This window comes from Streptomyces sp. NPDC005774 (assembly GCF_042871645.1).
In the GTDB taxonomy this organism is placed as follows: Bacteria; Actinomycetota; Actinomycetes; order Streptomycetales; family Streptomycetaceae; genus Streptomyces; species Streptomyces pratens.
Genome location: NZ_JBIAIV010000007.1, coordinates 13,901 through 37,967 on the forward strand (window position 1 = coordinate 13,901; position 24,067 = coordinate 37,967).

A 24,067-nucleotide genomic window follows, 5' to 3' on the forward strand; every position below is an offset into this window, starting at 1 on the left:
GTCAGCCGGCCGCCGGGCCGTTCTCGTCGAGGATCTTCCGATACCAGTCGCGCAGCTTGTCCCCGCCCTTGCTCTTCCAGTCGGACACGGCCTGCTGCATGTCGCCGATCTTCTTGTGGCCGCGGACGATGTCGTCCTCGAGCTGCTCGAAGTCGTTGGAGAGGCTGGTCAGGCGGGAGGGCTCGGTGATCTGCATCCCGTAGAAAGAGCTCTTCCTGGTGAAGGCGCCCATCCGCTGCTGCCACTCGACCTGCCCCTTGGCGACGTTCGCGAAGTCGGGGTGGGCGATGGTCGGGGCGGGGCTCGCCACCATCACGTAGGCGTTGACGACGTGGTTGTTGCCGGTGTCGTTCTTGACCGGGACGCCGTCCTCGACGCCGTAGTGGGTGCCCTCGACGCCGTAGTTGGTCAGCATGAACTCCTTGGTGCCGTACGGGGCCGCGGTGACGTTGGCGACCGCCAGGGTGTCGCGGATGACGGCCTCGGAGGCCTTCTTGCTGACGAAGGCGAAGATGTTGGCCGGCTGCGTCGCGTACAGCGTGGGGTCGCCGCCGTCGTGGCCGAAGATGTCCATGCCCCAGATCTCGAAGTCCGGGTTCTGTGTGGCCTGTGCCGCGGTGAGGCCGTACCAGCTGGAGATGTCGTTGTTGTAGATCAGGAACTCGCCGGCGGCGAACTTGGTACTGGGGTCGGTGGCCTGGCTCTTGCCGAGCTTGAAGTCGGGGTGCACGACACCGGCGGCGAACAGTTTGCGGGTCCATTCCAGGGCCTCGAGGTACTGCTCCAGCTCGGCCCGGTAGACCAGCTTGCCGCCCTCCTCGATCCAGCCGAGCGGCTTCTCCTGACCGGAGGGCACGCCGAACGCGTTGAACGCGGTCCACTTCATGTCGCCGCAGGCCCACCGCTTCGCCTTCGCGTTGGTGGCGTCCTTGGCCAGGGCCATGAACTCGTCGGCGGAGGTGGGGATGTCGTAACCCTCCTCGTCGAAGATGTCCTTGCGGTAGTACGGCACGATGTTGGTGACGTAGGAGGAGGGCATCGGCAGGCCCCGCAGCTTGCCGCCGAAGATGGAGCGCTGCCAGGCGTCCGTCGGGATCGCCGCGAGGTTCGGGTACTCCTTGACCTTGTCCCCGGACAGGTAGGGGCCGAGGTCGGCGAACTTGCTCGTGATGGCGCTCGGTATCTTGCCGCCCATGTTCCAGCCGGGGATCACCACGACGTCCGGGAGGTCGCTGGAGGCGAGGACCGCGCCGAGCTTCTGGTCGTAGGTGTTGCCGTCCTGGTTCTGCCAGGCGACGTCGACGCCGATCAGGTCGTTCATGGCCGTGTAGTAGGCGTTGTCGCCCTTGGGCGGCGAACCCCAGAACGGCGCCATGACGGTGACCTTGCCGCCCTTGCCGAGCTTCTTCGGCACCGAGGTCTTCAGGCCGGCGAGGTCGAGCTTGCCGGTGAAGCCGACCGCGGAGCCGTTCTTCGACGCGATGTCCGGGGTCACCACGCTGCCGGCCACGAAGGCCGGGAGGATGTCCTTCGCGTCCTTGCCCGAGGTGGTGCCCTCACGCGAGCCGCTCTCCGCACCCCCGCACGCGGCGAGCAACGGCACTCCCCCCGCCACCGCTGCGGTGGCGACCGCCGTGGAGGCGAGGAAGCTTCTCCGGCTGGGCCCGGAGGAGGTGGAGGCATTCGGCGTCATTGCGTCAACCCTTCATGGCACACCAGGACACCCGGCGGCGGCCGTCGGCTGCGGTGTCTTCACTGGAACTGGCTGAGCCGAAGCGGTCGTTCGGAGGGAACGTGCCAGGGAGGCGGCCTCACAGTCGAAGCGCTTCGATGTTGCTGCGAGGTTAAGTGAACACCTAGGGCCGCACAAGAGTTGCTCACAAGATTCCTCGGAGGTGCGCCGAGGAACTGCACGACCACCACACACGCGCAATGCGCGCGCTCCCTTCAAGGAAATGCCCGCGAGATCCCGCCGGTCGTCCGATCGCTCCCACCCCTGTCCTTGACACCCACCCCTTCTCGGAATCAGCATCGAAGCGCTTCGAAAGCGCCTCGTCGTTCCACCGCAAGGGGATGTCCACGTGACCGCACCAACGCCGACCACGCCGCCTTTCCGCGATCCGCGCCTGCCGTTCGCGAAGCGCATCGACGACCTTCTGTCGCGGCTGAGCCTCAAGGAGAGGATCGGAGCCCTGCACCAGTTCACGCCCGCCGTCGAGCGGCTGGGCATCGCCGCCTTCCGCACCGGTCAGGAGGCACTGCACGGCGTGGCCTGGATGGGGCCGGCGACGGTGTTCCCGCAGGCCGTCGGGCTGGGGGCGACCTGGAACCCGGAGCTGGTGCGCCGGGTCGGCGAGGCGGTGTCCAGGGAGGCCCGCGCGATGCGTGCCCGGGACGAGCGGGTCGGCCTCAACGTCTGGGCGCCGACCGTCAATCTGCTGCGCCACCCCCTTTGGGGCCGCAACGAGGAGGGCTACTCGGAGGACCCCCGGCTCACCTCGGCGATCGCCACCGCCTACACCCGCGGCCTGCGCGGTGATCACCCGGTGTACTGGCGGACGGCGCCGGTGCTCAAGCACTGGCTCGCACACAACAACGAGACGGCCCGGGACACCGCTTCCAGCTCGGTCCGCCCGCGGGTGCTGCACGAGTACGATCTGCGCGCCTTCCGGGACACCGTCGAGGCGGGTGCGGTGGCCGGCGTGATGCCCGCGTACAACCTGGTCAACGGCCGCCCGAACCATGTCTCGCCGTATCTGCGCGAGCACTTGCGCACCTGGACCGAGGAGGAGCTGCTGGTCTGCTCGGACGCCGGCGCGCCGTCCAACCTGGTCGATTCCGAGCACTACTTCGACACCCACGAGGAGGCCGTCGCGGCCTCGCTGCGGGCCGGGGTCGACAGTTTCACGGACCACGGCACGGACAGCTCGGTCATCGTGGGGCGCCTCGAAGAGGCGCTGCGGCAGGGGCTGTTGACGGAGGCCGAGATCGACGACGCGGTCCGCCGGCAGCTCTCGGTGCGCTTCAGGCTCGGCGAGTTCGACCCGGGCGCGGACCCGTACGGGGGCGGCGGGAACGGCGGGGGTTCCGGTGCCCCGCAGGCGGAGGGGGGCGCCGACGAGCACGCCTTCGACACCCCGGAGCACCGGGCTCTGGCGCAGGAGGCCGCCGAGCAGGCCGTCGTCCTGCTGAAGAACGACGGCCTGCTGCCCCTGGCCCCGGCACACACCCGTGTCGCCGTGGTCGGCCTGCTGGCCGACGAATGCAAGCTCGACTGGTACAGCGGCACCCTGATCCACCGCTCCACTCCCCTGGAAGGGCTCTACGAGCGGTTCGGCGCCGAGCGGGTGGAGTTCGCGGAGGGCGTGGACCGCGTCCTGCTGAAGACCTCCGCCGGCGCCTTCCTGCACGTCCCGCCGGCGCCCGACACCCCTGAGGCGGCGCGCGGCGCCGAGGGCGCGCTGGATCCGGCGCTGCTCGCGGGCCGCACCGACCTGGCCCCGCTCACCGCCGGACCGGAAGGCACCGAACTCGCCCTGGTCGACTGGGGCGAGGGTGTGCTGACCCTGCGTGCCCCGGACGGCCGGTATCTGTCGGTCGCCGAGGACGGCTACCTCCGCGCCTCCGCCGACCAGCCGGGCGGCTGGGTCGTGCAGGAGACGTTCCGGCTGGAACCGCACGGCGGCGGTCACCTCCTCAGGCACGTGGGAACAGGACTCCCCGTGCAGGTCGCCGCCGACGGCGTGAAGGTTGCCCCGGAGAACCCCCCTGCCGGGGAGAGCGCGGCCGCCGGGGCGGACGCAGCCGCCGGGGCGGCCCCCGAGGTGTTCGAGCTGATCGTCACCGAGCACGGTGAGGAGGCGGTGGCGCGGGCCGCGGCACGGGCCGACGTGGTCGTGGTGGTCGCCGGCAACGATCCGCACATCAACGGCCGGGAGACCGAGGACCGGACGACGCTCCGGCTGCCCGCCCAGCAGGAGCTGCTGCTGGGCGCGGCCCGCGCCGCCAACCCCAGCACCGTGCTGGTTCTGGTCTCCGCCTACCCGTACGCGGTCGATCCGACGGACCTGCCGGCGATGCTCTGGACCGCGCACGGCGGACAGGCCGCGGGCACCGCGCTGGCCCGGGTGCTCGCCGGTGACGTCTCCCCCGCCGGCCGGCTTCCGCAGACCTGGTACGCCGACGACACCGATCTGCCCGGCCTGCTCGACTACGACGTGATCGGCTCCCGCCAGACCTACCTGTACTTCGGGGGCACCCCGCTGTTCCCCTTCGGCCACGGCCTGTCGTACGCGGCCTTCGCCTACGGTGAGTCGACGGCGCGGGCCGAGGAGCAGGGGGTGCGCGTCTCGTTCACGGTCACCAACACCGGTGCCGTCACGGCCGACGAGGTCGTCCAGCTCTACACTCGGGCCGTGGACCCGTCGGTGCCGCGTCCGCTGCGCGAGCTGGTGGCCCACCGGCGGCTGACCCTCGCGCCCGGCGAGACGGCCGCGGTCGCCTTCGAACTCCCCCTCTCCGCCTTCGCTTTCCGGGACGTGGCGGCGGGCCGGTGGCGGGTGGAGCCGGGCCGGTACGAGCTGCTGGCCGGCGCGTCCAGCGCGGACATCCGGCAGTGGACCACCGTCACGCTCGACGGCGAACCCACCGCCCCTCGCGCGGTCCTCGAACACGGCTTGGACGCCGCGGACTTCGACGAACAGAGCGGCACCGAGATCGTCGACCGGACCAAGGAGTCGGGCGACGCGGTGACGCCGATGGCCGGGCAGGAAGGCGAACTGGTCTTCCGGCACTGCGACTTCGGGAACGGGGCGAGGGAGGTGACCGTCGAGGTCTCCGGCGAGGGCACCGTCGAACTCTCCCTCGACGACGGCCCGGTGCTCGCCAAACTGTCCCCGTCGGCCCCGACGTCGGGCCCGTACGACTACGTCACGCTCGGCGTGCCCCTCGCTTCCACCGGGGCCTCGGTGGCCACCGCCGGGGTGCACGAGGTGCGCCTGCGGCTGCGCGGCGTGCTGCGGCTCGCGCGGGTCGGCTTCTCCGGCTGAGAACACGAAGAAGCGCGAAGAGGTACGCACAGGTGCGGAAACCGAAGGAGCCCGGCACCGGAAGGCTTCGGTGCCGGGCCTCTCACGGGCGACGCTCCCGCGTCACCTGCCAGGTCACCCCGGAACGGTTCCCGAGAACCGGGAGCCGGCCGCCTGCTTCAGAGGACGAGGCCGGTCAGGACCATCACCCGCTCATAGGTGTAGTCGTCCATCGCGAACTTCACGCCCTCGCGGCCCACACCGGACTGCTTGGCACCGCCGTACGGCATCTGGTCGGCGCGGTAGGAAGGCACGTCACCGATGACGACGCCGCCGACCTCCAGAGCGCGGTGGGCCCGGAAGGCTGCCTGCAGGTCGTGGGTGAACACTCCTGCCTGGAGGCCGTACTTGGAGTCGTTGACGGCGGCGAAGGCGGCTGCCTCGCCATCCGCCTTCGTCACCGTCAGGACAGGGCCGAAGACCTCCTCGCGGGCGATCGTCACCCCGGCCGGTACGTCGGCGAGCACGGTCGGCGCGTAGGAGGCGCCGTCGCGCTTGCCGCCGGTGAGGACGGTGGCACCGGCCTCGACGGCCTCCTGCACCCATGCCTCGACGCGTTCGGCGGCCTCCTGGCTGACCAGCGGGCCGACGTCGGTCGCGTCATCGGCCGGGTCGCCGGTGACCTGGGCCTCCACGGCGGCGACGATGCGCGGCAGCAGCCTGTCGTACACAGAGGTGTCGGCGATGACCCGCTGCACGGAGATGCAGGACTGGCCGCCCTGGTAGTTGGAGAAGGCGGCGATGCGCTGCGCGGCCCGGTCCAGGTCCTCGTCGCTCGCCCAGTCGGCGAGGACGACGGCCGCGCCGTTGCCGCCGAGCTCCAGGGTGCAGTGCTTGCGCGGCACCGAGTCCATGATCGCGTAGCCGACCTTCTCGGAACCGGTGAAGGAGATCACCGGCAGCCGCTCGTCCTGCACCAGGGCGGGCATCCGGTCGTTGGGGACCGGGAGGATGCTCCAGGAGCCGGCCGGCAGCTCGGTCCCGGCGAGCAGCTCACCGATGAGCAGCCCGGACAGCGGGGTCGCCGGGGCGGGCTTGAGGACGATGGGGACACCGGCGGCGATGGCCGGGGCGATCTTGTGGGCGCACAGGTTCAGCGGGAAGTTGAACGGCGCGATGCCCAGGACGACGCCCTTGGGGAACCGCCGGGTGAGGGCGAGCCGCCCCTGGCCGCCGGCGTCGGTGTCGAGCCGCTGGCTCTCTCCGCCGTTGAACCGGCGGGCCTCCTCGGCTGCGAACCGGAACACGGACACGGCCCGGCCGACCTCGCCGCGCGCCCACTTGATCGGCTTGCCGTTCTCGGCGGAGATCAGCCGGGCGATGTCCTCGGTGCGCTCGACGAGCCGCCGGCCGACGTGGTCGAGAGCGGCGGCACGGACATGGGCGGGGGTGGCCGCGAACTCGTCCCGTACTGCGTACGCGGCGGCCACGGCCTCTTCGACCTGGGCGTCGGTGGGCACGCTCACCGTGCCGACGACCCGGCCGTCCCACGGGGAGGTGACGTCGAAGGAGGCCTCGCCGGTGGCCTGGCGGCCGGCGAGCCAGAAGGCGTGGGTGGCCGCCGTATCTTTCTGGGGCATGGGGAATCCCGGCCCTTCCGCGTTGGGGTGGGTGCTTGGCCTGTCGCCTCCACCGTAGGGGCGCGCCGACGACGGGGCGTTTGTCCGAGCCGTAGCAGTCGGTTCCCCGAGCGCGCCGCTTTGGCGGATCGCGGCCCTCAGTCGGACGACGTCGCCTTCAGCGCCAGCCACAGCTCCATGCGGACGTCCGGGTCGTCCAGGGAGCGGCCGAGTATTTCCTCGACCCGGCGCATGCGGTAGCGCAGGGTGTGGCGGTGCACACCGAGGTCGGCCGCCGCGGCGTCCCACTGCCCGTGCCGGGAGAGCCACGCGCGCAGCGAGGCGACGAGGTCGCCGCGCCCGGTCGCGTCGTGTTCGTTCAACGGCCGCAGCAGTCCGTCGGCGAAGGCGCGGACGGCGTCGTCCGCGAGCAGCGGCACCACGGAGCCGGCGGCCATCTGCTCGTGCTCCACCAGCACCCGCCCCCGTCTCCTGGCCACCGACAGCGCCTGTCCGGCCTGCTTGTAGGCGGCGGAGGCGGCTATGGGACCGACCGGTGCGGAGAGTCCCACGACCAGTTCGTCCTCGTCGGCGCCCATGAGGGGTTCGTGGGCTCCCCCGGCGCCTCCGGCGCCCCGCACGGCCTCCAGGGCGGCCGCGTGGTCGCGGCACGCGGCCACGGCCGCGCCGCCGTCGGCGGCCAGCACCACCAGCCGCTCGCCGTCCGGCACCACCAGGACCGCCTCACCGGAACGGGCGGCGGCGGACTCCACGGCCTCCTCGAGGGCGCCGAGGGCGTCGCCGTTCGGTTCGCCCTGGGCGCGGGCGGCGGGTGCCGTGCCCGTCTCGGCCACGACGATCCGGAAGGGCGCGTCCAGGAGACCGCCGTACAGATGTCCGGCCACCGCGCGGGCGTGGTCCGGCTCACCGGCGAGCAGCATGCGCAGGACGGCGGCCCCGATCCGCTGTTCTGCGGCGTGCAGAGAACGGGAGCGTTCCGTGGTCAGGGTGAGCAGCGCGACGGCGGAGTGGACGGCGTACCGCGCGGCGGTGCCGAGCGCCGCGGCGGTGCCGACGGCGAGCGCGGCCCGGGGGCGCCGGCCGGTGCCGAGGGAGTGCAGTTCGACCCGGTCGTCGTCCTGTGGCCCGGCGACGACCGACGAGGCGGGCGCGGCCCGCTCCCGCAGCCGCCGCACGTCGGCCGTGAGCCGTGCGGCGCGCCGGCCGGCCCACTCCGGTGCCGTGGCGACCACGGCGCCCGAGGCGTCGTACAGCGCGGCCCATCCGTCGACCTGGGCGGCGAGCGCGGCCAGCAGACCCTCGGGCCCGCCGGCCAGCGCCTGCCGGGTCAGCTCCCGCTGGGCCGCGAAGCCCGCGGTCACCGCGCGGTACTGGTCGGCTGCGACGGCTGCGGAGACGGCCTTGCTGATCGCCAGGAAGGGCGTACGGCGCGGCACCTCCAGGAGCGGCAGCCCCTCCTCGCGCGCAGCCTCGACCAGTGCCTCGGGGATGTCCTCGTAGTGGACACCGACGGCGAAGCCGAGGCCGACCACCCCCGCCTCCACCAGCCGCCTCACATAGCGGCGCATCGCCGCCGCGTCCTCCGCGTCCAGCTTGAGCGCGGTGATGAGCAGCAGCTCGCCGCCCTCCATGTACGGCACCGGGTCGGCCAGCTCGCTGGCATGCGCCCAGCGGACCGGCACGTCGAGGCCGTCCTCACCCGCGCGCACGGTCAGCTTGAGCGCGGAGTGGTGTGCGAGCGAAGCGAGCGTCAGGGGCATGGCGCCTTCAGGTCGGCGGCGGGAACGGCCGGTCGGGTGGCCGGGGCGGTGAGCGAGTCGGTGGCCGGGGCGGTGAGCGATATGACGTTTTGGCCGTCACGTATGAACGACCACTATCGATTCTGCCTCACCGTATGCACACTGCGCCGCCACATGTGCTCCGCTCCCGGCGCTCGTCCACCCGCCGCGAACCGACCCGCCCGAAGCCGCTCCGCCCCACCCCGCCCGGCGCGGACGGCACGCCCCTCAGCCCCGCAGGTCGACCAGCAGCGGCGGCGCGTGCTCGCCCCGGACGTCGGTCAGGGACAGCACCGCGTGCCCGGCCGGCATCGCGTGCGCGAGTTCGGACGCGGACCACCGCTCCCGCTCGACCTGCCGTACGGTGACCGCCCGCGCGGTCGGCGCCTTGCCGGTGATGGCCCGCCGCACCGCGTGCCAGGCCTTGCCCGCCGGGCTCTCCGCGATGATCTGCCGGTCGGTGACGTCCCGTGCCTCGGTCCACTCCTTGCCCCAGACCTCGGCGAAGTCCTGCCCGTCCCACGGGGTGAGCCCGGCCAGCGCCATCCTGCACCCGACGGTCCCGAGCAGGGGTCCGCGCAGTGGCCTCGCCACGTCGTCCAGGGTGCGCAGGGTGAGCACGGCCCCGGCGTTGGCCGACCGCAGCCGCTGGATGCCGCGTACGGCCTCGGGAGTGATGACGCCGGTCGCGTCGTCCAGTACCAGGCAGGCGAACAGGGACCGGTCCTCGCGCTCCGTCACGCTCGCCGTGAACTGGGCGAGGACGAGTCGCGCCAGCACCCGCGACGCGTCGGCGTGGCCCCGCGCGGGCAGGTCGATCCGGACCCGTACGGGGTGGTCCAGCGCCTTGAGGGTGAAGGGCCGGGACTGCCCGGAGGCGTCGAAGCCCCCGCCCTTGAAGAACGTCGCGAAGGCCGGCCGGTCGAGCAGCGCCACCCGGTCGGCGAGGACCCCGCCGACGTCACCGGGGTGCACCATCTGCCGTTCCCGGGCGTCGAGTTCGCGCAGCAGTGACTCCTGCCCCGTCTCCGTAAGACCCCGGCGCAGCTCGGCGAGCGGGCCGGGTGAGCCGTCGAGCAGACCGCGCAGCTCGGGGACGGAGGGGAAACGGCCGTGCACCGCGCGGAAGGGGCCGAGCAACTGGGCGAGGACGGTGGTGGCGCGCCGGCTGTCGTTGCCGGGATGCGGGTCGGCCAGGTCGCCGACCAGCGCCTCGGCGAGCACGGCGGCGGCCTCGTCGGGGTCGGTGGTCCCGCCGTACAGGTCGAGGTCGTACATGGAGTCGGGGTTGCCGATCCGTACCACGACGTCGTACGCGTCGGCCGGGCCCGCTCCCACGCCGGCGGCGCCGACGACGACCACGGCGGCGCGTCCGGCGAGCGCGTGCAGGCACAGCGATTCGGCGAGCGGCCGGACGACGGCGCCGGTCTTGCCGGAGCCGGCCGGTCCGACCGCGACCAGGGAAGTGCCCAGCAGTTCGGGGCCGAGGGCGAGACCGGCGCCCCGGTAGGCGTACGGGTTGCGGACGTCGTCGGCGGCGGTGCCGAGCCGCACCTGCCCGGTGGCCAGGTCGTGCCGGGCCTGCCGGGCGGGCAGGTCGCGGGCGCCGGACGGGTGCGGGCAGGCGGCGGCGCCATGGCTGAGCACCGTGCCGGTGAAGGTCTCGAGAGGGTGCCGGCCGCTTTGTACGCCCTGCCAGGCGCGGGTGATGCGGGCGTGGTCGACGTCCCGCATCAGCCCGGCGCGTGCGTCGGCGGCGAGCCGGTCCGCCGCGTCGGTGGCGCCGACGGCACGCAGCGCGGGCCAGGTGGCGGGGTCGTCCTCGGGGGCCGGCGGGCGCTCGGCGGCCCGGGGGGTGCGACGCCAGGCGGGTGGCCCGTAGCGCCGCCAGATCTCGCCCCAGCGGCCGAGCCGGCCCACACCGACCATGATGAGGCCCGCGATCAGCACGTAATAGGCGTAGACCACCACGACGGCGGCGAAGCTGTGGGGTTCGACCCACGAGTCGGGGATCATCGCGTACAGCGGCAGCAGCCACCAGCTGCCCAGGTAGCCGTTCCACAGCAGCGACCAGATCAGCCAGCCCACCAGGAAGGCGATCAGGGCCCCGCTGAACAGCTGCCGTCCCGGAATGCGCTCCGGTTCCTCCTCCGGGCGCGGCCGGTGGCCGAACCGCCATACGCCGGGCAGCGCCTCCGGGCGGGGTGTGCGCAGCCAGGTCAGGAACGCCGACCCGTCCGGCAGGGGTGGCATGCCCGGTGCCCTGGCCGGCCTCGGGGGCGCCGAGGGCACCTCCGGTGGCCCGGCAGGGCGCGGCACCGGGTTCGCATGCGTACCCCGCGCGTCCTGCGTCCCGTCGCCGTCCATCGCCCTTGCCCCCTGAGCAGCCGCGCCGTTCACCGTCAGCGAGCCAATCTAACGCCCCGGCAGGGCGAGTTCACCGTTCACCCGGCCGGGTCGGGCCACGACGGCACTTCGCACGGTGCCGGGTCCGCGCCGAATCCCGCGCGGTTCTGGGCCGTCACCGCGCGCCGCCCGCCCGCCTCGCCCCGGCCCACCCGTCACATCCGCCGCCTTTCCCCTGCCCCGGTCCCCCGCTATGTCCACACCGGACAACCCGGTCCCCCGGACAACGCCCACATGGAGCATGCCCAGTCTCCCCTCCCCGCCCTAACCTGCGAGAAAAGAAGGCACGTGTCCGTTACACCCCCAGGAGCCCCTCATGACCGCACTTCCGCAGGAGCGCCGCGTCGTCACCGCCATCCCGGGCCCGAAGTCGCAGGAGCTGCAGGCCCGCCGTACCGCCGCGGTCGCCCAGGGCGTGGGCTCCGTACTGCCCGTGTTCGCCGCGCGCGCGGGCGGCGGGATCATCGAGGACGTCGACGGCAACCGGCTGATCGACTTCGGCTCGGGCATCGCGGTGACCTCGGTCGGCGCCTCCGCCGAGGCCGTCGTGCGCCGTGCCGCCGCCCAGCTCGCCGACTTCACGCACACCTGTTTCATGGTCACGCCGTACGAGGGGTACGTGGCCGTGGCCGAGGCGCTCGCCGAGCTGACCCCGGGCGACCACGCCAAGAAGTCGGCCCTGTTCAACAGCGGCGCCGAGGCCGTCGAGAACGCCGTCAAGATCGCGCGGGCCTACACCAAGCGGCAGGCGATCGTGGTGTTCGACCACGGCTACCACGGCCGCACCAACCTCACCATGGCGCTGACCGCGAAGAGCATGCCCTACAAGCACGGTTTCGGCCCGTTCGCGCCCGAGGTGTACCGCGTTCCGGTCGCCTACGGCTACCGCTGGCCGACCGGCGCCGACCACGCGGGCCCGGAGGCCGCCGCCCAGGCCATCGACCAGATCTCCAAGCAGGTCGGCGCTCAGAACGTGGCCGCGATCGTCATCGAGCCGCTCCTCGGCGAAGGCGGCTTCATCGAGCCGGCCAAGGGCTTCCTGCCCGCGATCAGCGAGTTCGCCGCGGACAACGGCATCGTGTTCGTCGCCGACGAGATCCAGTCCGGCTTCTGCCGCACCGGCCAGTGGTTCGCCTGCGAGGACGAGGGCATCGTCCCGGACCTGATCACGACCGCGAAGGGAATCGCCGGCGGGCTTCCGCTCTCCGCCGTGACCGGACGCGCCGAGATCATGGACGCGGCCCACTCCGGCGGCCTCGGCGGCACCTACGGCGGCAACCCGGTGGCCTGCGCGGGCGCGCTCGGCGCCATCGAGACGATGAAGGAGCTGGACCTCAACGCCAGGGCGAAGAACATCGAGGCGATCATGAAGGCCCGCCTGACCGCGATGGCCGAGAAGTTCGACCTCATCGGCGACATCCGCGGCCGGGGCGCCATGATCGCCATCGAACTGGTCAAGGACCGCACCACCAAGGAGCCGAACGCGGAGGCGACGGCCGCGCTGGCCAAGGCCTGCCAGCAGGAGGGCCTGCTGGTCCTGACCTGTGGCACCTACGGCAACGTCCTGCGCTTCCTGCCGCCGCTGGTCATCGGCGAGGACCTGCTGAACGAGGGACTGGACATCCTCGAGCAGGCGTTCACACGCCTCTGAACAGGTGTTCGCGCGCATCCGATCCGCCGTCGGGGCGGGTGGGCCGCTCCGACGGTACCGCCGGAGCGCGAGCGGCAGAGCGTGTGAAGAACGTGTGCGGGGTGGATGACAGGAGCCTGTTGGCCCTGTCGCGGGCCCACCCCCTGCCGTAGGTTCTACCGGGACAAGAGATACACCCGCTCACAGGGAACTGTGAGCGGTACGGGCCGAGGCCCCCCCCCAGCTTCGCCCTGGTCGTGCCTTCGCGCACACAACCGGAGCCCCCAGGTTTCGGGTCTCCTCACGATCGGACAGCCGCCCGCCCCAAACCCCCCGGGGCGCGCGGCGTTCCGATCCGGATGGCAGCCCACGCGTCACGTGCGGCAGGCCGTTCCCCGAAGGGCCAGTGCTCACCCCCCCCTTGCACTGGCCCTTCGGCGTTCCCCGGGACCTGCCACTGCGAACGGCCGCGCGTGAGCGAATGCGAAGCTGTGGACCATGCTGCTGCTCGGGCCTCCCGTTCTCGTCTTCGCGCTGATCACCTGGCAGGTCGTCACCGACGGCCCCCTGGTGCATCTGGACGAACGGCTGAGCAGGGCACTCGTCCGACCGGACCGGGTCTCCGAGCTGCTCGCCGACCTCGGCAACATCGAGGTGGCCGTGCCCGTCCTGGTGGCCGCCCTGGCGTACGTCGCGTGGCGGGGGCGTGCCGTGGGCCGGGACCGCTGGTGGCTGCCGCCCGCGGCCGGAGCCGTGGCGATGGTCCTGGTGCCGGTGCTCGTCCTGCCCCTGAAGGCCTGGGCCGACCGCCCCGGCACCCCGGCCGTGCCTCCGGCGGTCGGCTACTACCCCTCCGGCCACACCGCCACCGCCATCGTCGCGTACGGTGCGGCGGTCCTGCTCCTCGTCCCGCTGCTGCGCTCACCGGCGGTCCGCCGCGCGCTCCTGCTGCTCTGTGCCGCCCTGGTCGCCGGCGCCTCCTACGGCCTGGTGCGCCGGGGCTACCACTGGCCGCTGGACGTGGTGGCCGGCTGGTGCCTGGGGTCGGTGGTGCTGATCTGTCTGTGGCTGTCGGCCGGCCGGAGCAGCCGTCCGCCGACCGCGGATCGGCAGCCGGCCTCTCGGGCGAAGTAGCCGCGGACGCGTGCGGGGGGCTCGTGCGGGGAGTCCGGCCGCACGGGTCACGGTCTGCGCGCACCGGGCGTCGCCGGCACCTGCCGGGGTCGCCCCGCGCGCCGGACCACCGCTGCGGGCCGGCGGGTTCACATGGGCGCCGGCCGTAAGGGGCCCGGTTGCCGGGACCGGACGCGAAGCCGCCGTTCCTGATACGAGGTCCGCTTCGGCCGCACGGGCGGCCGACGAGATACCGGACGCGGCGGGAGCCGCGGTGACGGACACGGCGGAAGGACCGAGCGGCCGAAACGGTCTGCGGCGATCCGCACCTGCCTTTGGGCATGGGGGAATGGGAGGAGAAAGGCGGAGGGCGGAGCGCCTTCGAGCCGATCCGGACCCATCAGCCCGTCAACGCCTCAGCCACTGACCCGTCGCCCTGTCGGCCAGGACCTGTCTGACAATTCCTACGCCTCCTCCCGCCCGGCGAGCCCCGCCGCCGCCTCGTGCATGGCCAGTTCGAGCAGGGCCGGATCGGTGAGCGTGCCCGAGCCGTCCGGCGGGAACAGCCAGCGCGTCCCGCCGGCCGACGAGCGGCCCGGATACGGCACCACGATCCAGGTGCCGTCGCCCGCCGTGCGGATGCCGGTGCCGATCCAGCGGGCCGCGGTGCCAGGTGGCACGAGGAAGCCCATCCGCGCGTCACCGAAGTCGACCAGCACCGGACCGGGCTGGTCGAGGATGCGGGTGAGCACGTCGAGCGTGGGGTAGCCGAGCTCGCCCGGCAGGATCAGCACGTCCCACGCCTTGCCGGCCGGCAGCAGCGCCACCCCGTACGGGTTGCGCTCCCACTCCCAGCGGCACGCCTCGGGGTCGGGTGCGACCGAGGAGAGCCATTCGACCGCCGGCTTCGTCCCTGTCATCACAAACGCCTGCCTCTCTGCCGTGGACGCGGGAAGGCCGCGTCATGAGGAGGAGAGGAAGCTTTCCGCCGGGCATTACGCGGGTTTCGGCACCCGATGGGAGTGAACCGGCTCACGCCCGTCGACATCCGGTCACCACTGTCGAAAACCGGCCACGCCACCGGGAACGTTCTCAGCTGTCGAAGCCCAGTCCCAGCCTGTCCATCGTCCGCAGCCACAGGTTCCGGTGGCCGTCGTGGCTGTCGGCGTGCGCCAGCGACCACTTGGTGAGCGCGATGCCGGTCCAGGCGAAGGGCTCGGGCGGGAACGGCAGCGGCTTCCTGCGCACCATCTCCAGCTCCGTGCGCTCGGTGCGCTCCCCCGCCAGCAGGTCCAGCATCACCTCGGCGCCGAAACGGGTGGCGCCGACGCCGAGTCCCGTGAAGCCGGCCGCGTAGGCGACCCTGCCCCGGTGGGCGGTGCCGTAGAACGCCGAGAAGCGGGAGCAGGTGTCGATCGCGCCACCCCAGGCGTGGGTGAAGCGGACCCCCTCCAGCTGGGGGAAGCAGGTGAAGAAGTGGTCGGCGAGCTTCGCGTACGTCCGGGGCCGGTCGTCGTACTCGGCCCGCACCCGCCCGCCGTACGGGTAGACCGCGTCGTAGCCGCCCCACAGGATGCGCTGGTCGGCGGTCAGCCGGAAGTAGTGGAACCGGTTGGCGCTGTCGCCGAGCCCTTGCCGGTTCCTCCAGCCGACAGAAGCCAGTCGGGCGTCGGTGAGCGGCTCGGTCATCAGGGCGTAGTCGTAGACCGGGACGGTGTAGGCGCGGGCCCGTCTGACCAGGCTGGGGAAGATGTTGGTGCCGAGGGCGGCCGTGCGGGCGCGGATCTGCCCGTAGGGGGTGCGGACGGACATCCCGGCGCCGTACGGGCGCAGGGTGAGGGCGGGGGTGTGCTCGTACACGCGGACGCCGAGGTCGAGGCAGGCCCGCTTGAGCCCCCAGGCGAGTTTCGCCGGGTGGAGCATGGCCACGCCCCGGCGGTCCCAGAGGCCGGCCAGGAAGGTGGGTGAGTCGACCTGGGCGCGGACCGCGTCGGTGTCGAGGAGGTCGACGCCGTCGGCGAGGCCCCGGCGGTCGATCTCCCGGTACCAGTCGCGCAGTTCGCGTGCCTGGTAGGGCTCGGTGGCGACGTCGAGTTCGCCGGTGCGTTCGAATGCACAGTCGATGGCGTGGCGGGCGACCGTCTCCTCGATGGCGTCGAGGTTGCGCGCGCCCAGCCGCTCCAGCCGGTGGATCTCGTCGGGCCAGCGGGCCAGGCCGTTGGCCAGGCCGTGGGTGAGGGAGGCGGCGCAGAATCCGCCGTTGCGGCCCGAGGCGGCCCAGCCCACCTCGCGCCCCTCCACCAGGACGACGTCCCGGTCCGGGTCGCGTTCCTTGGCGATCAGTGCCGTCCACAGCCCGCTGTATCCGCCGCCCACCACCAGCAGGTCGCAGGTCTCGGCGCCGGTGAGGGCGGGCCGGGGCTCCGGCCGGCCGGGGTCGTCCAGCCAGTACGCGGTCGGCCGGGCATCGGCGAGGGATTTCGTCCAACGGCTCATGGTCTTCACGCCTTCTGCCGCTTGCGGCGGTTGCCGACGGTCATGGAGACCAGCACCAGCAGGACGGCGACGACGAACATGGCCGTACCGACGACGTTGATCTGTACCGGGGTTCCGCGCTGCGCGGAGCCCCAGACGAACATCGGGAAGGTGACGGTGGAACCCGAGTTGAAGTTGGTGATGATGAAGTCGTCGAAGGACAGGGCGAAGGCGAGGAGCGCGCCCGCCGCGATGCCGGGGGCGGCGATCGGCAGGGTGACCCTCAGGAACGTCTGGGCCGGACCGGCGTACAGGTCCTGGGCGGCCTGCTCCAGGCGCGGGTCCATCGACATCACGCGTGCCTTGACGGCGACCACGACGAAGCTGAGGCAGAACATGACGTGGGCGATGAGAATCGTCCAGAAGCCGAGCCGGACGCCCATGTTGAGGAACAGGGTCAGCAGCGATGCCGCCATGACCACCTCGGGCATCGCCATCGGCAGGAAGACCAGCGAGTTCACGGCGCCGCGGGCGCGGAAGCGGTAGCGGACCAGCGCGAAGGCGATCATGGTGCCGAGCACGGTGGCGCCGAGAGTGGCCCACAGCGCGATCTGGAGGCTGAGCGACAGCGAGCCGCACAGGCCGGAGACCCCGCACGGATCCCTCCAGGCGTCCGTGGAGAACTCCTGCCACTCGTAGTTGAAGCGGCCCTTGGGCTTGTTGAACGAGAACACGGCCACCACCACGACCGGCAGCAGCAGATACCCGAGCGTCAGCAGTCCCGCGATGACGACGAGACGGCGCTTGAGCCGGTTGACGAAGGTCATCACACCAGATCCTCCGTGCCGGACTTGCGGATGTGGAACGTGACCGCGAACAGGATCGCGGCCATCAGGATGAACGAGAGCGCCGCGGCCGTCGGGTAGTCCAGGACGCGCAGGAACTGCGTCTGGATCACGTTGCCGATCATGCGGGTGTCGGTGGAGCCGAGCAGGTCCGCGTTGATGTAGTCGCCGGTGGCCGGGATGAAGGTCAGCAGCGTGCCGGAGACGACGCCCGGCATCGACAGCGGGAGGGTGACTCTGCGGAAGGTGGTCGAGGGCCTGGCGTACAGGTCGTTCGCCGCCTCGTGCAGCCAGGGGTCGATGCGCTCCAGGGAGGTGTAGAGCGGAAGGACCATGAACGGCAGGAAGTTGTACGTCAGACCGCAGACGACGGCGAGCGGGGTGGCCAGCACCCGGTCGCCGGCGGTCCAGCCGAGCCAGGAGGTGACGTCCAGTACGTGCAGCGCGTTGAGGATCTCGACCACGGGGCCGCTGTCGGCGAGGATCGTCTTCCAGGCGAGGGTGCGGATCAGGAAGCTGGCGAAGAACGGCGCGATCACCAGGATCATGATCAGGTTCCGCCAGCGTCCCGCGCGGAAGGCGATCAGATACGCCAGCGGGTAGCCGAGCACGAGGCACAGCACGGTCGCGGAGGCCGCGTAGAGCACCGAGCGGACGAACTGCGGCCAGTACGCGGACAGTGCGTCCCAGTAGGTGGCGAAGTGCCAGGTGACCTCGTAGCCGTCCTCCAGGGAGCCCGTCTGGACGGAGGTGGAGGCCTGGTAGATCACCGGCAGTGCGAAGAAGACGAACAGCCACAGCAGGCCGGGCAGCAGGAGCAGGTACGGCGTCCGGCGGCCCCGCTTCCGTGGTGGCTTCGCCTGCGGGGCCGGCGCGAGGGGCGGTGACTGGGGTGGCGGCGACTGGGTGACGGTGGCCATCAGACGGCCTCCTCCCCGACGGTTTCCACACCGGCGTCCGCATCCTGAGCGGCGTCGAGACCGAAGGTGTGCGCCGGGTTCCAGTGCAGGACGACCTCGGCGCCGGGCGCCAGCCGGTGGTCGCGGTCGATGTTCTGGACGTAGACCTCGAACGCGGTGCAGACCGGGCTGTCGACGACGAACTGGGTGGAGACACCGAGGTAACTGGAGTCGCGGATGCGGCCGGTGATCCGGTTGCGGCCCTCGGGTATGTGTCCGGCGTCGTCGGCGTGGACGAGGGAGATCTTCTCCGGGCGCACCCCGAGCAGCACCTTGCCGCCGGTCGCCGTGGGGCCGCTGTTGCGCGCCGAGGGCAGGACGAGCTTGCCGCCGCCCGCCTTCAGCACGATGTCGTCGCCCGACCTGGTGTCGACGTCGGCCTCGATGAAGTTGGACGTGCCGAGGAAGTTGGCGACGAACGTGGTGCGCGGGTTCTCGTACAGCTCGCTGGGCGGGCCGAGTTGCTCGACACGGCCGCCATTCATCACGGCGACCGTGTCGGCCATGGTCATGGCCTCTTCCTGGTCGTGCGTGACGTGCACGAAGGTGATGCCGACCTCGGTCTGGATGCGTTTGAGCTCCAGCTGCATCTGGCGGCGCAGTTTCAGGTCGAGGGCGCCGAGCGGCTCGTCGAGCAGCAGCACCTTCGGGTGGTTGATCAGGGCGCGGGCCACGGCGACCCGCTGCTGCTGGCCGCCGGAGAGCTGGTGCGGCTTCTTGCGGGCCTGCTCGCCGAGCTGGACGAGTTCCAGCATCTCCCCGACCTGCTTCTTCACGCTCTTGATGCCGCGCCGGCGCAGACCGAAGGCGACGTTCTCGAAGATGTCGAGGTGCGGGAAGAGGGCGTAGGACTGGAAGACGGTGTTCACCGGCCGCTTGTACGGCGGGAGCGCGGTGACGTCCTGGTCGCCGAGGTGGACGGTGCCGGCGGTGGGTTCCTCCAGGCCGGCGATCATCCTGAGGGTGGTGGTCTTGCCGCAGCCGGACGCGCCGAGCAGGGCGAAGAAGGAGCCCTCGGGCACGGTCAGGTCGAGGGGGTGGACGGCGGTGAACGCGCCGTAGGTCTTGCCGAGGCCGGTGAGGCGGACGTCTCCGCCGTGGGCGGCCGTGTCGTGCGTCGTCTTCATCTCGTCACGCCCCCGTGAGCTTCGCGAACTTCGCTTCGAATGCCGTCTCTTCCTCGGTGCTCAGGGAGCGGAAGGCACGGGACTTGGTCTGCATGGCCCTGTCGGGGAGGATCAGCGGGTTGTTCGCCGCGTCCTCGTCGATCTTCGCGAGCTCGTCCTTCACTCCGTCGACCGGACAGACGAAGTTGATGTAGGCGGCGAGCTCGGCGGCCGGCCGCGGCTCGAAGTAGTAGTCGATGAGCCGCTCGGCGTTGGCCTTGTGCCGGGCCTTGTTCGGGATCATCAGGTTGTCGCTGGACATCATGTAGCCGCTGTCCGGGATCAGGAAGTCGATGTCCGGGTTGTCCGCCTTCAGCTGGACGATGTCACCGGCCCAGGCGACGCATGCGGCGAAGTCGCCCTTGCTGAGGTCGGAGGTGTAGTCGTTGCCGGTGAAGCGGCGGACCTGGCCCTTGTCGACGGCCTTCTGGAGGCGGGCTATCCCCGCGTCGTAGTCGTCGGCGGTGAACTTCTCCGGGTCCTTGTCCATGTCGAGCAGGGCCAGGCCCATGGTGTCGCGCATCTCGGTGAGGAGGCCGACGCGCCCCTTGAGCTTCGGGTTGTCCAGCAGGTCGGAGAGGGTCTTCACCTCGACGCCGTCGAGCGCCTTCTTGTTGTAGGCGATGACGGCCGCTATGCCCTGCCAGGGGTAGGAGTAGGCACGGCCCGGGTCCCAGTCGGGGCTGCGGAACTGCGGCGACAGGTTGGCGTAGGCGTGCGGCAGGTGGGACGGGTCCAGCTTCTGCACCCAGCCGAGCCGGATCAGTCGGGCGGCCAGCCAGTCGGTGAGGACGATGATGTCGCGGCCGGTGTCCTGGCCGGCGGCGAGCTGCGGCTTGATCTTGCCGAAGAACTCGGTGTTGTCGTTGATGTCCTCGGTGTACGTGACCTTGATGCCGGTCCGCCCGGTGAACGCGTCCAGCGTCGGGTGTTCGCGCCCGCTGTCGTCGACGTCCATGTACTCGGTCCAGTTGGAGAAGGCGATGCTCTTGTCCTTCTCCGAGTGGTCCTCGGCCGATACGCCGCCCTCGGTGTTTCCCGCCGGGGGTATGCCGCAGGCGCTCAGCGCCCCGATTCCGCCGAACGCGAGCGCGCCGCCCGCGGAGGCGCGCAGCAGGGACCGGCGCGACAGGGCCGCCCTGCCGTTGCGGAAGCCGCGCCGCATGGCGGCCGCCTGGGCCGGGGAAAGGCGGTCGGGCTCGTACTGCTTCATACGCGTGGTGCCTTTCGGGAGTGGGCCGTGGGTCGGACGGCCCGGCTGCTATCGGTCCCCGAAGATCGTGCGGTGCCAGTCCTTGCGGACCACCGCGGTGGTGTCGAACATGACATGCTTGAGCTGGGTGTACTCCTCGAACGAGTACGCGGACATGTCCTTGCCGGAGCCGGACGCCTTGTAGCCGCCGTGCGGCATCTCGCTGATGATCGGGATGTGGTCGTTGATCCACACGCACCCGGCCCTGATCTCGCGCGTGGCGCGGCCGGTCCGGTACACGTCCCGGCTCCAGGCGGAGGCGGCGAGTCCGTACGGCGTGTCGTTGGCGAGCGCGATGCCCTCGTCGTCGGTGTCGAAGGGCAGAACGACCAGCACCGGTCCGAAGATCTCGGCCTGCACGGCCTCGCTGTCCTGCGGGGCACCGGCGATCAGGGTGGGCCGGTAGTACGCGCCGGCGGCGAGTTCCCCGCCCGGAGCCTGACCGCCGGTCACCACGCGCGCGTAGGCGCGGGCCCGGTCGACGAAGCCGGCCACCCTCTCGCGCTGCGCGTGCGAGACCAGCGGGCCGAGGTCGGTCCCGGCGGCGAAGGGGTCGCCGAGCCGCACGGTCTCCATGAGCGCGGCGGTGCGCTCCACGAACGCCTCGTAGAGGGGCCGTTGCACATACGCGCGGGTGGCGGCCGTGCAGTCCTGACCGGTGTTGATGAGCGCGCCCGCGACCGCTCCGTTGACGGCGGCGTCGAGGTCGGCGTCGTCGAAGACGACGAAGGGCGCCTTGCCGCCGAGTTCGAGGTGGACGCGCTTGACGGTGGCGGTGGCGACGGCGGCGACCCGCTTGCCCACGGCGGTGGAGCCGGTGAAGGAGGTCATGGCCACGTCGGGATGGCCGACGAGGTGCTCGCCCGCCTCCCGGCCGGTGCCGGTGACGATGTTGATCACGCCGTCCGGGATGCCGGCGTCGGTGGCGGCCCGAGCGAAGAGGAGTGAGGTCAGCGGAGTGATCTCGGCGGGCTTGAGGACGATCGTGTTGCCCGCGGCGATCGCCGGGAGGATCTTCCACGCGGCCATCTGGAGGGGGTAGTTCCAGGGTGCGACGGAACCGACGACGCCGATGGGTTCGCGGCGCACGTAGGAGGTGTGGTCGCCGGAGTACTCACCGGCCGACTGGCCCGTCAGGTGCCGGGCCGCACCGGCGAAGAAGGCGATGTTGTCGATGCTTCCGGGGACGTCGAACTCCCGGCTCAGTTTCAGGGGCTTGCCGCACTGCAGGGACTCCGCGCGGGCGAAGTCCTCGGCACGCTCGGCGACCACGGCGGCGAACCGGTGCATCGCGTCGGACCGATCGCCCGGGGTGGCACCGGCCCATGCCCCGAACGCCTTCCGCGCGGCGGCGACGGCCGCGTCCACGTCGTCGGTGCCGGCGAGTTCGTAGGTGTACACGTCCTCGCCGGTGGCCGGGTCGACGACCGTGTGCGTACGGCCCGAAGTGCCCTTCGCCAGGCGTCCCGCGACGAACTGCGCCCCGTCGGCGAATCGTTCCTGGGCCGGAAATCGTTCCGGGGCGGCGTTGCCGGGGTGCTGCATGTCGCTCTCCTCCGTTTCCCGAGGGGGCGACGTGGCGCCGGCTCGATTTGAGTGCCGATCCTGACAGAGGCACACGACGCCAACAAGTGATTCCGTTGTTTCCATTTGATTAAGCGACGAAATCTGTCGACGGAGTGCCGTGCGAGCACCGAAAGGACAGGCCGGTTGTCAGTGCTGCCTGCAAAACTCGCGCACATGGGGATGAACACGGAGGCGGAGAAGGTCATGGAGAGCGCTGGGACTGCGATGGGAGCCGGGGTGATCGATTCCCGGGAGGCCCTGATCGAGGCGCTGAGCACCGGGGAGCAGATCAAGTTCCTGCACTTCTGGGGGCACCAGCCGCTCCCCGACGGCCGGATCGGGGCGAACTGCCTGAGCCAGTGGTGGCCCTCGCCGTTCACGGTGGACGGCGTGACCTACGCGACCGCCGAGCACTGGATGATGGCGGCCAAGGCCCGGATATTCGCAGATCCGGAGGCGGAACGGAAGATCCTGGCCGCGGAACACCCCGCCGACGCGAAGAAGGAGGGCCGGCTCGTCCGGGACTTCGACGAGGCGACCTGGCGGCGCGAGCGGTTCCCTGTCGTGGTCGAGGGCAGCACGCACAAGTTCGCGGCCCACGCGGACCTGCGCGCCTTCCTGCTGAACACGGGCGACCGCGTCCTGGTCGAGGCGAGCCCCAGGGACCGCGTCTGGGGCATCGGGCTCGGGGCGAAGAACGAGAGGGCGGCGGACCCCGCCCAGTGGCGCGGCGCGAACCTTCTGGGCTTCGCCCTGATGCAGGCCCGCATCCGCCTCCGGGAGGCCGGGACCGGCGCAAAGGCGTGAGCGGTCCGGGGCCGGGGCCGCCACGGTGAGGACCCGGCCGCCGGGCGGGCGGGCGGACGGACGACAACCGTCCGGGGCCGGGTGGAACCCATCCAGCGGCGGACGGCACCGCAAGGGCCGATCGGCGGCCGGACCGGCGCACCGGGACCGCGCCCGACCATGTGACCGGGTGAAATCCGCCCGATGCGGGCCGACGCGACACCACGAGCATCCGGGGACGGGCGGTGACCGGGGTCGGTCCGGGCCGGGCGCACGGGGCGAGGTCCGTCTCGCGGCCCTCACGGAGGTCGCGCGTGCCGGCCGGGCCCGGTCCTCGACGAGGGTGAGGGCCGGGGCGTGGGCTGAGGTCTTGGGGCCTTCCGTGAGGGTGGGGCCGGATCGGGCACCGGGGCTTGTGAGCCCCGCATGGTCCGGACGAGAGTCCTACCAGTAGGGCGTGGTGAGGACGAGGACGCCGAAGCAGGCACCCAGGAGGATGCCGGCCCAGCCGCAGATGAGACCGGCCAGGGCGTGGCCCGGGTTCGTGGCTTCGCCGCGGGCGGCCTTGCCCCGGCCCAGGGCACTGAAGATCACGGCGAGGACGCCGAGCCCGATGGCCAGCGGCCAGAAGCAGAAGACGACGGCCGAGATGATCCCGAGCACGAGTCCGGTGACGCCCATGCCGTTGGCGGGCTGCGGAGGCATGCCGGTCCAGCCGTAGTAGCCCTGGTCGGGCATACCGGCGTGACCGGGCGGCTGTGGCTGCACGGCCGAGTGGGCGTAACCGCCCTGAGGGCCGCCCGGATAGCCGTACGGCGCCTGGCCGGGGCCGCCGGGGGCGATGGGCGGCGGCGGGACCGGCTCGGCGGCCAGGGGCGCGAAGGGGTTGGGGACCGCGGCGCCGTGGCCGGCGGGCGTTGCGGGGGCGGACGGGACGGAGGGGTCGGCCCAGGGCCGGCCGGACGGCGAGACCGGGTTGGTGGCCGGGGCGCCCGTCGCGGGGAAGGACGTGACCGTCCGCTGGTCGTACGCGGAAGACGCCGAGGGAGCGGACGGGGTGCCGGAGGACGGGGGCGTGCCGGCCGCACCGGGCCTACTCGGGGCGGGGGCCGGTGGGTCGAATTCCGGGAGAGCGAACGGATCGATGACTCCGGCGGAGCCCAACGGGCCGGTCGTGCCCCGACTGCCGAGGTCCACCTGGGTCGGCTCGGGTGGCGCCACGTCCCGCGGCGGGCTCTGGGGCGGTTGGGCCTGCGCGGCCCTGCTGTCGGCCGGCGCCGCCCAGACGTCGTCATGAGCATGCGGGTCCCGGGGCGGAGTACCGCCCACCGGGTTCCCCCGCGCTTCCGGCGCCTGCGCGTCGTCGGACATACGCTGGACCCCCTCCGTCGAACGTCCCGTCATCGTACGGCCCGCCCCCGCCC

At 71.9% G+C, this 24,067-nt stretch carries 16 protein-coding genes; 4 read left to right on the forward strand and 12 right to left on the reverse strand.

What is annotated here, in order from left to right; genetic code table 11:
- Position 1: 1 nt before the first annotated feature.
- Positions 2–1,693, reverse strand: a complete 1,692-nt coding sequence (locus tag ACFYQA_RS08875) for an extracellular solute-binding protein (RefSeq protein ID WP_388913658.1) — start codon at positions 1,691–1,693, stop codon at positions 2–4.
- A 388-nt stretch (positions 1,694–2,081) separates the two neighbouring features.
- On the opposite strand from ACFYQA_RS08875, the gene ACFYQA_RS08880 reads away from it, so the two are divergent.
- Positions 2,082–5,048 carry a glycoside hydrolase family 3 C-terminal domain-containing protein gene (locus tag ACFYQA_RS08880; RefSeq protein WP_388913661.1) on the forward strand — a complete coding sequence of 989 codons (2,967 nt, stop codon included), beginning with the start codon at positions 2,082–2,084 and terminating at the stop codon, positions 5,046–5,048.
- A gap of 158 nt (positions 5,049–5,206) precedes the next feature.
- Here ACFYQA_RS08880 and ACFYQA_RS08885 read toward each other — a convergent pair whose 3' ends face one another.
- The 3 genes from ACFYQA_RS08885 to ACFYQA_RS08895 form a co-directional block, all read right to left on the reverse strand.
- Positions 5,207–6,667, reverse strand: a complete 1,461-nt coding sequence (locus ACFYQA_RS08885) for an aldehyde dehydrogenase family protein (protein ID WP_388913664.1) — start codon at positions 6,665–6,667, stop codon at positions 5,207–5,209.
- A 137-nt stretch (positions 6,668–6,804) separates the two neighbouring features.
- On the reverse strand, positions 6,805–8,427 hold the full coding sequence (locus ACFYQA_RS08890) for a PucR family transcriptional regulator (RefSeq protein ID WP_388913667.1): 1,623 nt from the start codon (positions 8,425–8,427) through the stop codon (positions 6,805–6,807).
- A 246-nt stretch (positions 8,428–8,673) separates the two neighbouring features.
- Positions 8,674–10,812 carry an ATP-binding protein gene (locus ACFYQA_RS08895; protein WP_388913670.1) on the reverse strand — a complete coding sequence of 713 codons (2,139 nt, stop codon included), beginning with the start codon at positions 10,810–10,812 and terminating at the stop codon, positions 8,674–8,676.
- Between the two features lie 355 nt (positions 10,813–11,167).
- On the opposite strand from ACFYQA_RS08895, the gene gabT reads away from it, so the two are divergent.
- The gene (gene gabT, locus ACFYQA_RS08900; RefSeq protein WP_388913673.1) at positions 11,168–12,502 is read left to right on the forward strand and encodes a 4-aminobutyrate--2-oxoglutarate transaminase; all 1,335 of its coding nucleotides are present in this window, start codon (positions 11,168–11,170) and stop codon (positions 12,500–12,502) included.
- Between the two features lie 477 nt (positions 12,503–12,979).
- Positions 12,980–13,615, forward strand: a complete 636-nt coding sequence (locus ACFYQA_RS08905) for a phosphatase PAP2 family protein (protein WP_388913676.1) — start codon at positions 12,980–12,982, stop codon at positions 13,613–13,615.
- 443 nt (positions 13,616–14,058) lie between these two features.
- On the opposite strand, the gene ACFYQA_RS08910 is transcribed toward ACFYQA_RS08905, so the two are convergent.
- The 7 genes from ACFYQA_RS08910 to ACFYQA_RS08940 form a co-directional block, all read right to left on the reverse strand.
- Complete coding sequence (locus ACFYQA_RS08910) at positions 14,059–14,514, reverse strand: hypothetical protein (protein WP_388913679.1); 456 nt, start codon at positions 14,512–14,514, stop codon at positions 14,059–14,061.
- A gap of 172 nt (positions 14,515–14,686) precedes the next feature.
- The gene (locus ACFYQA_RS08915) at positions 14,687–16,090 is read right to left on the reverse strand and encodes an NAD(P)/FAD-dependent oxidoreductase (protein ID WP_388913681.1); all 1,404 of its coding nucleotides are present in this window, start codon (positions 16,088–16,090) and stop codon (positions 14,687–14,689) included.
- Positions 16,091–16,095: 5 nt separating this feature from the next.
- Positions 16,096–16,896 (reverse strand): ABC transporter permease, encoded by an 801-nt coding sequence (locus ACFYQA_RS08920; RefSeq protein WP_388913684.1) that lies wholly within the window; start codon positions 16,894–16,896, stop codon positions 16,096–16,098.
- Entirely contained in the window at positions 16,896–17,834 is a 939-nt protein-coding gene (locus ACFYQA_RS08925) for an ABC transporter permease (RefSeq protein ID WP_388913687.1), read from the reverse strand. The genes ACFYQA_RS08920 and ACFYQA_RS08925 overlap by 1 nt, the downstream gene beginning before the upstream one ends.
- Positions 17,834–19,000: an ABC transporter ATP-binding protein gene (locus ACFYQA_RS08930; protein WP_388913690.1), complete on the reverse strand. Its 1,167-nt coding sequence runs from the start codon at positions 18,998–19,000 to the stop codon at positions 17,834–17,836. The genes ACFYQA_RS08925 and ACFYQA_RS08930 overlap by 1 nt, the downstream gene beginning before the upstream one ends.
- A 4-nt stretch (positions 19,001–19,004) precedes the next feature.
- The gene (locus tag ACFYQA_RS08935; protein WP_388913693.1) at positions 19,005–20,252 is read right to left on the reverse strand and encodes a PotD/PotF family extracellular solute-binding protein; all 1,248 of its coding nucleotides are present in this window, start codon (positions 20,250–20,252) and stop codon (positions 19,005–19,007) included.
- 48 nt (positions 20,253–20,300) lie between these two features.
- Entirely contained in the window at positions 20,301–21,836 is a 1,536-nt protein-coding gene (locus ACFYQA_RS08940) for a gamma-aminobutyraldehyde dehydrogenase (protein WP_388913696.1), read from the reverse strand.
- A gap of 201 nt (positions 21,837–22,037) precedes the next feature.
- Between ACFYQA_RS08940 and ACFYQA_RS08945 the strand changes: the two genes are divergently transcribed.
- Positions 22,038–22,664: an NADAR family protein gene (locus tag ACFYQA_RS08945; RefSeq protein ID WP_388914079.1), complete on the forward strand. Its 627-nt coding sequence runs from the start codon at positions 22,038–22,040 to the stop codon at positions 22,662–22,664.
- A gap of 423 nt (positions 22,665–23,087) precedes the next feature.
- On the opposite strand, the gene ACFYQA_RS08950 is transcribed toward ACFYQA_RS08945, so the two are convergent.
- Positions 23,088–24,014 carry a hypothetical protein gene (locus ACFYQA_RS08950; protein ID WP_388914117.1) on the reverse strand — a complete coding sequence of 309 codons (927 nt, stop codon included), beginning with the start codon at positions 24,012–24,014 and terminating at the stop codon, positions 23,088–23,090.
- Between the last annotated feature and the right edge of the window lie 53 nt (positions 24,015–24,067).

Bases quoted from the DNA above. Each gene is read 5' to 3' on its own strand.
- ACFYQA_RS08935 (WP_388913693.1), bottom strand. From the start codon at position 20,252: ATGAAGCAGTACGAGCCCGACCGCCTTTCCCCGGCCCAGGCGGCCGCC.
- ACFYQA_RS08950 (WP_388914117.1), bottom strand. From the start codon at position 24,014: ATGTCCGACGACGCGCAGGCGCCGGAAGCGCGGGGGAACCCGGTGGGC.
- ACFYQA_RS08925 (WP_388913687.1), bottom strand. From the start codon at position 17,834: ATGGCCACCGTCACCCAGTCGCCGCCACCCCAGTCACCGCCCCTCGCG.
- ACFYQA_RS08910 (WP_388913679.1), bottom strand. From the start codon at position 14,514: ATGACAGGGACGAAGCCGGCGGTCGAATGGCTCTCCTCGGTCGCACCC.
- ACFYQA_RS08930 (WP_388913690.1), bottom strand. From the start codon at position 19,000: ATGAAGACGACGCACGACACGGCCGCCCACGGCGGAGACGTCCGCCTC.
- ACFYQA_RS08890 (WP_388913667.1), bottom strand. From the start codon at position 8,427: ATGCCCCTGACGCTCGCTTCGCTCGCACACCACTCCGCGCTCAAGCTG.
- ACFYQA_RS08915 (WP_388913681.1), bottom strand. From the start codon at position 16,090: ATGAGCCGTTGGACGAAATCCCTCGCCGATGCCCGGCCGACCGCGTAC.
- ACFYQA_RS08945 (WP_388914079.1), top strand. From the start codon at position 22,038: ATGAACACGGAGGCGGAGAAGGTCATGGAGAGCGCTGGGACTGCGATG.
- ACFYQA_RS08905 (WP_388913676.1), top strand. From the start codon at position 12,980: ATGCTGCTGCTCGGGCCTCCCGTTCTCGTCTTCGCGCTGATCACCTGG.
- ACFYQA_RS08885 (WP_388913664.1), bottom strand. From the start codon at position 6,667: ATGCCCCAGAAAGATACGGCGGCCACCCACGCCTTCTGGCTCGCCGGC.
- gabT (WP_388913673.1), top strand. From the start codon at position 11,168: ATGACCGCACTTCCGCAGGAGCGCCGCGTCGTCACCGCCATCCCGGGC.
- ACFYQA_RS08875 (WP_388913658.1), bottom strand. From the start codon at position 1,693: ATGACGCCGAATGCCTCCACCTCCTCCGGGCCCAGCCGGAGAAGCTTC.
- ACFYQA_RS08895 (WP_388913670.1), bottom strand. From the start codon at position 10,812: ATGGACGGCGACGGGACGCAGGACGCGCGGGGTACGCATGCGAACCCG.
- ACFYQA_RS08940 (WP_388913696.1), bottom strand. From the start codon at position 21,836: ATGCAGCACCCCGGCAACGCCGCCCCGGAACGATTTCCGGCCCAGGAA.
- ACFYQA_RS08920 (WP_388913684.1), bottom strand. From the start codon at position 16,896: ATGACCTTCGTCAACCGGCTCAAGCGCCGTCTCGTCGTCATCGCGGGA.